Below are 6,306 nucleotides of genomic sequence, written 5' to 3' on the forward strand. Positions count from 1 at the left end.
TTATGCCTCTACTTGCGCTTTAGGAGGAAAGTTTTTATGTTTTCTTTTGCTTATTTTTTCGATGTTGACCGGTTGAGGTATCTTAACATAGTAGCCTGTGCCATCATAGGTACGCTTCAACGGATCTTCTTGGCAAGCCGTAGAGCAACAGCCTCAAGTTTTTCACCACACTCATCACATTGTGTGAAATGCTCATTGCAGATCGGGCTGGCACAATTAATCATTTTTGGTGTTTCTTTTCCGCAGTTTTTACATTTTGAAACCACGACGGGGTTTACAGAGTTGACATCAACAGTAACCCTGTTATCAAAGACGTAACATTTACCATCGAAGTCTTTACCTCCGGCTTCTTTACCATATTTGATAATACCGCCATGTAGTTGATAAACATCTTCAAAACCTTCTGCAAGTAATAATGCTGATGCCTTTTCACATTTGATACCACCAGTACAGTAGGTTAAGATTTTTTTACCTTTATATTTTTCGAGTTCTTTAACTTTTTCAGGGAATTCTCTGAATTTTCAATGTCTAAGGTTACGGCATTTCTAAAGTGACCAACATTATGTTCATAATTAGAGCGTACATCAAGAACAACAACATCATCTTGATCTTTCATTTCCATGAAGTCTTTAGGTTCAAGATGTATTCCTGTTTTCTGAGTGGGGTCAATAATTTTTGGATCCCGTAAACCCGAGTGAACAATTTCAGTTTTGTAACGGCAGTGCATCTTAATAAAAGATGGTTCCGTAACATCGTCTATTTTAAACTCGGTATGATTAAATCTTCCATCGGCATAAATGGCATCCATATACGCTTGGCAAGACTCTGGTGAACCCGAAACCGTTCCGTTAAGACCTTCGTCAGCAACGATAATACGTCCAACTAAATTTAATGATTTACAAAATTCTAAATGATCTGCCGCGAATTTTTCAGCGTCAGCGATAGGACTGTAGCAATAGTACAGTAAAGTTTGATATTGTGCCATAGTTTTCATTGATACCGCTGCAAACGGCGTTTAATGCAAATGAATTATAGGCCAAATTTAGTTAAAAATTGGAAATTATACAATTTTTAACTTTTTCTCATATACCTACGAAGGACGATTATTGGGATGGAACATAAAGAACTACAACCTTTACATCCATAATATTCGTCACTTTTTCTTCAGGGGCTCTAGTAAATACTCGAGTCCATTTAATTTGATTTCATATAATGTACCCAGCTGAATCCCCAGCTTTCCTGGTGGAAAACCTTTCTGGTGGAACCATACCAGATAAGGTTCGGGTAGGTTACAGAGTGTGTAGCCTTGGTATTTTCCAAAAGGCATTTTAACTGTTACAAGTTCCGTAAGTATTTCTGGGTTCATCATTAGTCTTCGGGATTACCATTTTTGATACGGTATACAATCATTTTCAGTGCAATTATAAAATGGTTGAACAGATTGGGAATTCTACCGTAGTATTTTTGAAAAATGTCATAACGCTCTTTCAAGGATTCGCGATGTCTTTGTTTCGACATTCCGCCAACTAAATAACGCGCAACATGTTGATGGGCATTTACAGTGATAGATGATTTTTTTGCGGCCTTGATGACCCAATCTATATCTGCACACAATTTGTATTGTAAGTCATAAGGTTCTGCAATAGTGCGTTTGATATAGATTGCCTGATGACAGATATTCATGCCATAGCGAAAGCTTTTCCAGTTAAAATATGCAGGAACCTTATGCCGGCGTTCACCAATTATTTCTCGTTGTTCGTTTATTAAGAAAGTTTCACCATAAATAATATCAGCTCCTTCACTTACTTCAGCGAGGTTTGCTAACGTTTCCTTACTGTACAACTCATCTCCAGAATTCAGAAATAAAACATAATCACCTGTGGCCAGCGCTAGACCTTTATTCATTGCATCGTAAATCCCGTTATCCTTTTCGGATAAAATAACCGATACCTGTGGTCTATATTTTTCGATCACATCCAAAGTTCCATCTGTAGATAAGCCGTCAATAACAATGTATTCTACATGTTTGTAGGTTTGATTAACAACAGATTTTAGGGTATGTTCAATATCCCGCACATTATTGTAAACGACTGTAATGATGGAAAATGTGGGGTTATTATACATGTTATTTTTTTAATTCGTTGAGTTTCTTTTTTGCAAAACGGATCCCTCTTTGTAAAAGCGAACCTTTTCTATGGGCATAAAAATACTTAATTGATTGATATGCTTGGGCATGCTCTTGAATTTCTTGCGGAAATTGTGTTATTTTTTTATTCGCAAGTACAACTTGATAGGTCGTCTCTGCTGCTGTATGTGTTCCGGATCCATCATTACCGATATTCTGTGTCAATGAATTTCGCGGATAGAGCACTAATCCGTTGTTTTTAAAACAGATGCATACCAGCGGATAGCCCAAGAGTTGATTTTTCCAGCTTTAAATTCTTTCACCTGCTTCCAAAAATTCTCTTTGCCCTCTATACTAAATTGGTGAATTTGATCAGCTGTAAAATCATCTGTTAGGTTATTAATATCGCTATTGAAATGATTCCAAGCGCGATCCCATGTTGCCCAGCCCCAACTATTTGCTACTCTAAAGAAAAACGTTTCAGGTAGAGTTTCAATATCTTTTACGGGATAACCATAGCCAGATATCTGCATGACCTGATCTTGATGTCGGTAAAGTTCTAGAGCATCATTAAAGTATTGCAAAGCAAATGGGGAAGTTACTAAATCATCTTCTAGAACGATCACTTGACCATATTGTTTTACAATTTTAGTTACACCGTCGATGACATTTGCTGCTAATCCGCAATTCGATTCCCTTAAAATAAGGGTAACAGTTTTGAATTTCCAATTTCTACTGATAATTTCCCGTACTTGTTCTACTGCAGCCTTTGATTGCTCATTTTTAGCAGCATCCGCGTAAATAAATAATTCAGACTCGGAAGCCAGATTATTATTTTCCAGTGCCTTTAACGTACGTAAAGTGTGATCTGGTCGATTGTAAACGAATAAGATAATGGGAGCTGTTGACATTATGGTTATATTCCTAAGCAGTTATTTTCTTTGTAAAATAGGGATGTCGCTTTTCGATGTATAGCACCGATTGCTATACCTGAAAATGGGATATGTTTAAATCCTTGTTGTAAAAGAAAGTCAATAGCAGGTTGGTAGTGTGCTCTTTCTGAATCGTCCAATATCAATACACCGCCAGTGCTCAATTTTTCAATGGCACTTTTACAGCAGGCAACGCGCTTTCTGCCATCAACAATAACAATATCAAAAAGCTGGTCTTCCTGATTTATTGCGTTGATATAGTCGTCATTTTCTAAAGAAATGTTCTTAATATCGACATTGGCAGGCATTTGATTTTTGATACGTTCAAACCAATTTTTATCATGTTCTACAGCAGTTACTTTTTTGACATGTTTTGCATAGAATAAGGTTGAATTGCCTGCTCCGTATTCAAAAAGTAATAAATCTTTATTTAAGCGACCATCAATAAAATCTAAAAAGGAGTAAGTGAGCCAAGGGATCGGATTCCCATTCGGATCTAATGATTCTTTGTTTAAATAGGAGTTGATCCAGCCTGTCTGAACGAAATATCCCTTAAAGGCCAAGGATAATAACCCCTTAATTAATTTACTATTGAATAATGATTGATAGCTACCTGTTTTTTCCATTTTTTAGATTTTATTAGTGGAAATAAACTTAGCGATTTATTTTCAAAAATCTTTCTTTTATCGTAGATAAAAGCCCTAATAGGAAGAGGGATTTTATCATTAAAATAGCATTTGGGCGAGTTCTTTTAATGAAAAGAAGGAAAAAAGTCGAAGCAAAATAGGCGATCAGCGTTGCGTAAGCAGCTCCAATAATTCCAAATTTTGGTATGAAGAAATAATTCAGCACGACATTAACAATTGCACCAAAAGCTGTTCGGTATAAGGTGATCTTTGTCAGGCCTTCAGCAATGAGATATTGCGCACTTGCTGTTCCTAAGAACGTAAAAACCCCTGCCCAAATATGTACTTGAAGTGTATGCAGTCCAGGTGCGTACTCTGGCTTATAATATTTAAATATAAAGGGAGCAAGGAATGTAACAACCAAAGCAACAGATACGCTAACAAAAACCATAAGCTCATATAAGTTTCCAAGTCTTTTTTGATATAACTCAGGACTTCCTTTTCGCGCATTCATTATGGCGGGGAATAATGATGTGGAAATAGCAACAGGTATAAAATACCAACTTTCGCTAAAATTTACGACAACCGTATAAACTCCTAATGCTGATTTACCCAATATCGCATCGATCATCAATTGGTCGATCTTCATGTAAAAGGTAATAAACAAAGAAGAGAAGGCCAATGGCCAGCCCTGTTTGATCAATTCTTTAGCGGTAGTGGCGTCATATTTCCATTTGGAAATATGATGCCCCAGTTTACGGTAGAGTGCTAAATACCCGATTTGTAAAATAAGAACATCAATCACTAAAGTCCAGATGAAGGCATCTAGTGGTGCTTTTAACAGAATTAATATCAGTTTTATAGCCGCAGAAAGAATGTTTCCTCCTACCTGTACGATCATAATCATCTTACCTTTCACTTTGGCCTGAAAGAAGCTGTCGATGATCTGAACGGCCTGTATGATGCATATAAAGGAGACTAGTACAATTTGTTTGAAGGTAGCAGCTGGGGCCTCTGGTGCGTATTGAGCGATGAAAAAGTAAGTGATGTAAATAAGTGGTAAGACGAGTAAACCCGTTATGATACGAATGCGTAATGCCGAACCTAAAAGCTCATTTTCCTTTTCAGGATGTTGAATGATTTGTCGGGTAATGAGGCCATCGGTACCCATTGTGGAAATGCCTGTAAAGAAAGCAAGCAAAACTAAGGGATAACTGTAAGTACCGAAATTTGCACTACCTAAATAGGAAGGTAATGCAACAGTTGTGACCAACATCTTGATAAACAGGGATCCTACACGGGCCATTAAAAGCCAACCCGTGTTTTTGAAATATTTTTCGAATGCCTCTGGATTAAATCCTGGTAATGCCGGTATTTTCATTATGATGCAAACCTACTGATTTTTTAGAGGTTTGCATGAGAATCCCACCGTATTATTACAATACATTAATCGTATTGGAGAATTCGATTAAGCTCGGGTGTGTTGGATTAAGGTCTGTTACAAGGTAATTGACATCATGAATTGGAACAACTTTCATTTTCTGAACCGAGTTTAATTTTTCGGCAATGCTTAAGATAACTAGTTTGCTTGAACATTTAATCATGGCTTTTTTAATTTGGACAACTTCCCAATCAGAATCTGTAACGCCATCTTGAGTGGAAAGACTATTTGTTCCTAATAAACAAAGATCTACTTTGATATCAGAGAGCTCATTGGTTACTTGAGATCCCGATACGATATTTGTATTTCTAGAAAGTTTTCCACCAATTAAAATAACCTCTAAGTTAGGTTTTTCAGCTAATTCTAATGCAACAAGGGGGCTGATTGTAAATATGGTACATTGAAGACTGTCCGGTACTAGTCGAGCAAGTTCAATCATTGTTGTTCCACCACCAGCAAGAATGGTCATGCCATTTTGAAGTAAAGTAATTGCTTTTTTAGCGATTTCCTTTTTAGCTTCTTTCGCATAAACATTTCCATCTTGAAAAGGAAATTGAAAAGATTTGGATAAGGCTCCACCGTAAACCTTTAGTACTTTGCCATTTTCCGCTAATTCATTTAAATCACGACGTATCGTGTCTTCAGAAACATTGAGCTGAATGCTTAAATCTGAAGATAATACTTTATTGTGCAGATTTATTTGGTGTATAATAAAAGCTTGTCTTTCCTCTTTTAACATGACAGATAGTTATATAGTCGAAATAATTTATATACAAATGTAATTAAATGAAGGTATAAAAAATAAAAGTATTTTAACCGTTATCTTTATTTTTTATCTGCGTTACTCCCGCTTTAAATCGCGGTTTAAAACCAGTCGGTTTGCTAGCTGGTTCAATGGGATCCTCTTTAACAGTTTGATCCTTTTGCTCTTCTGTTTTATGTTCCGTATTTATCGGTTCTGCTGTAGTAGCTTGTTTTGTTAGTCCTGCTTTAAATCTAGGTTTAAATCCAGCAGGTTTGTTTGCTGCTTCAGCAGGCGTGTCCTGTTGGTCCGTTTTATCAAGCTGTGCATCTACTTTTTGTTCCGCATCTGTAGGTTCTGCTGCAGTCGCCGGTTTTGTTACTCCAGCCTTAAATCTAGGTTTAAATCCAGCAGGCTTTTTTGCTGTTTCAGCAGGCGTG

8 protein-coding genes and 1 pseudogene are annotated in these 6,306 nt (G+C 36.8%); all 9 read right to left on the reverse strand.

Going from position 1 to position 6,306, the window contains the following annotated elements:
• Positions 1-985 (reverse strand): annotated as a pseudogene (locus L950_RS14145) (rhodanese-related sulfurtransferase).
• A gap of 168 nt (positions 986-1,153) precedes the next feature.
• Complete coding sequence (locus L950_RS14150; RefSeq protein WP_021191410.1) at positions 1,154-1,369, reverse strand: DUF3820 family protein; 216 nt, start codon at positions 1,367-1,369, stop codon at positions 1,154-1,156.
• Positions 1,369-2,124, reverse strand: coding sequence for a glycosyltransferase family 2 protein (locus L950_RS14155; protein WP_021191411.1), 756 nt, complete (start codon positions 2,122-2,124; stop codon positions 1,369-1,371). The genes L950_RS14150 and L950_RS14155 overlap by 1 nt, the downstream gene beginning before the upstream one ends.
• A 1-nt stretch (position 2,125) precedes the next feature.
• On the reverse strand, positions 2,126-2,371 hold the full coding sequence (locus L950_RS36585) for a hypothetical protein (protein ID WP_316930641.1): 246 nt from the start codon (positions 2,369-2,371) through the stop codon (positions 2,126-2,128).
• Complete coding sequence (locus L950_RS14160) at positions 2,371-3,036, reverse strand: glycosyltransferase (protein WP_316930642.1); 666 nt, start codon at positions 3,034-3,036, stop codon at positions 2,371-2,373. The genes L950_RS36585 and L950_RS14160 overlap by 1 nt, the downstream gene beginning before the upstream one ends.
• A gap of 5 nt (positions 3,037-3,041) precedes the next feature.
• A complete protein-coding gene (locus L950_RS14165) occupies positions 3,042-3,683 on the reverse strand; it encodes an SAM-dependent methyltransferase (RefSeq protein ID WP_021191412.1) in 642 nt (213 codons plus the stop codon).
• Between the two features lie 28 nt (positions 3,684-3,711).
• Complete coding sequence (locus tag L950_RS14170; RefSeq protein WP_021191413.1) at positions 3,712-5,064, reverse strand: flippase; 1,353 nt, start codon at positions 5,062-5,064, stop codon at positions 3,712-3,714.
• 55 nt (positions 5,065-5,119) lie between these two features.
• Positions 5,120-5,863 (reverse strand): DeoR/GlpR family DNA-binding transcription regulator, encoded by a 744-nt coding sequence (locus L950_RS14175; RefSeq protein ID WP_021191414.1) that lies wholly within the window; start codon positions 5,861-5,863, stop codon positions 5,120-5,122.
• 73 nt (positions 5,864-5,936) lie between these two features.
• On the reverse strand, positions 5,937-6,306 hold a 370-nt coding region (locus tag L950_RS30195; protein WP_037526986.1), incomplete at its 5' end, for a hypothetical protein.

This window comes from Sphingobacterium sp. IITKGP-BTPF85 (assembly GCF_001006065.1).
Lineage (GTDB): Bacteria > Bacteroidota > Bacteroidia > Sphingobacteriales > Sphingobacteriaceae > Sphingobacterium > Sphingobacterium anhuiense.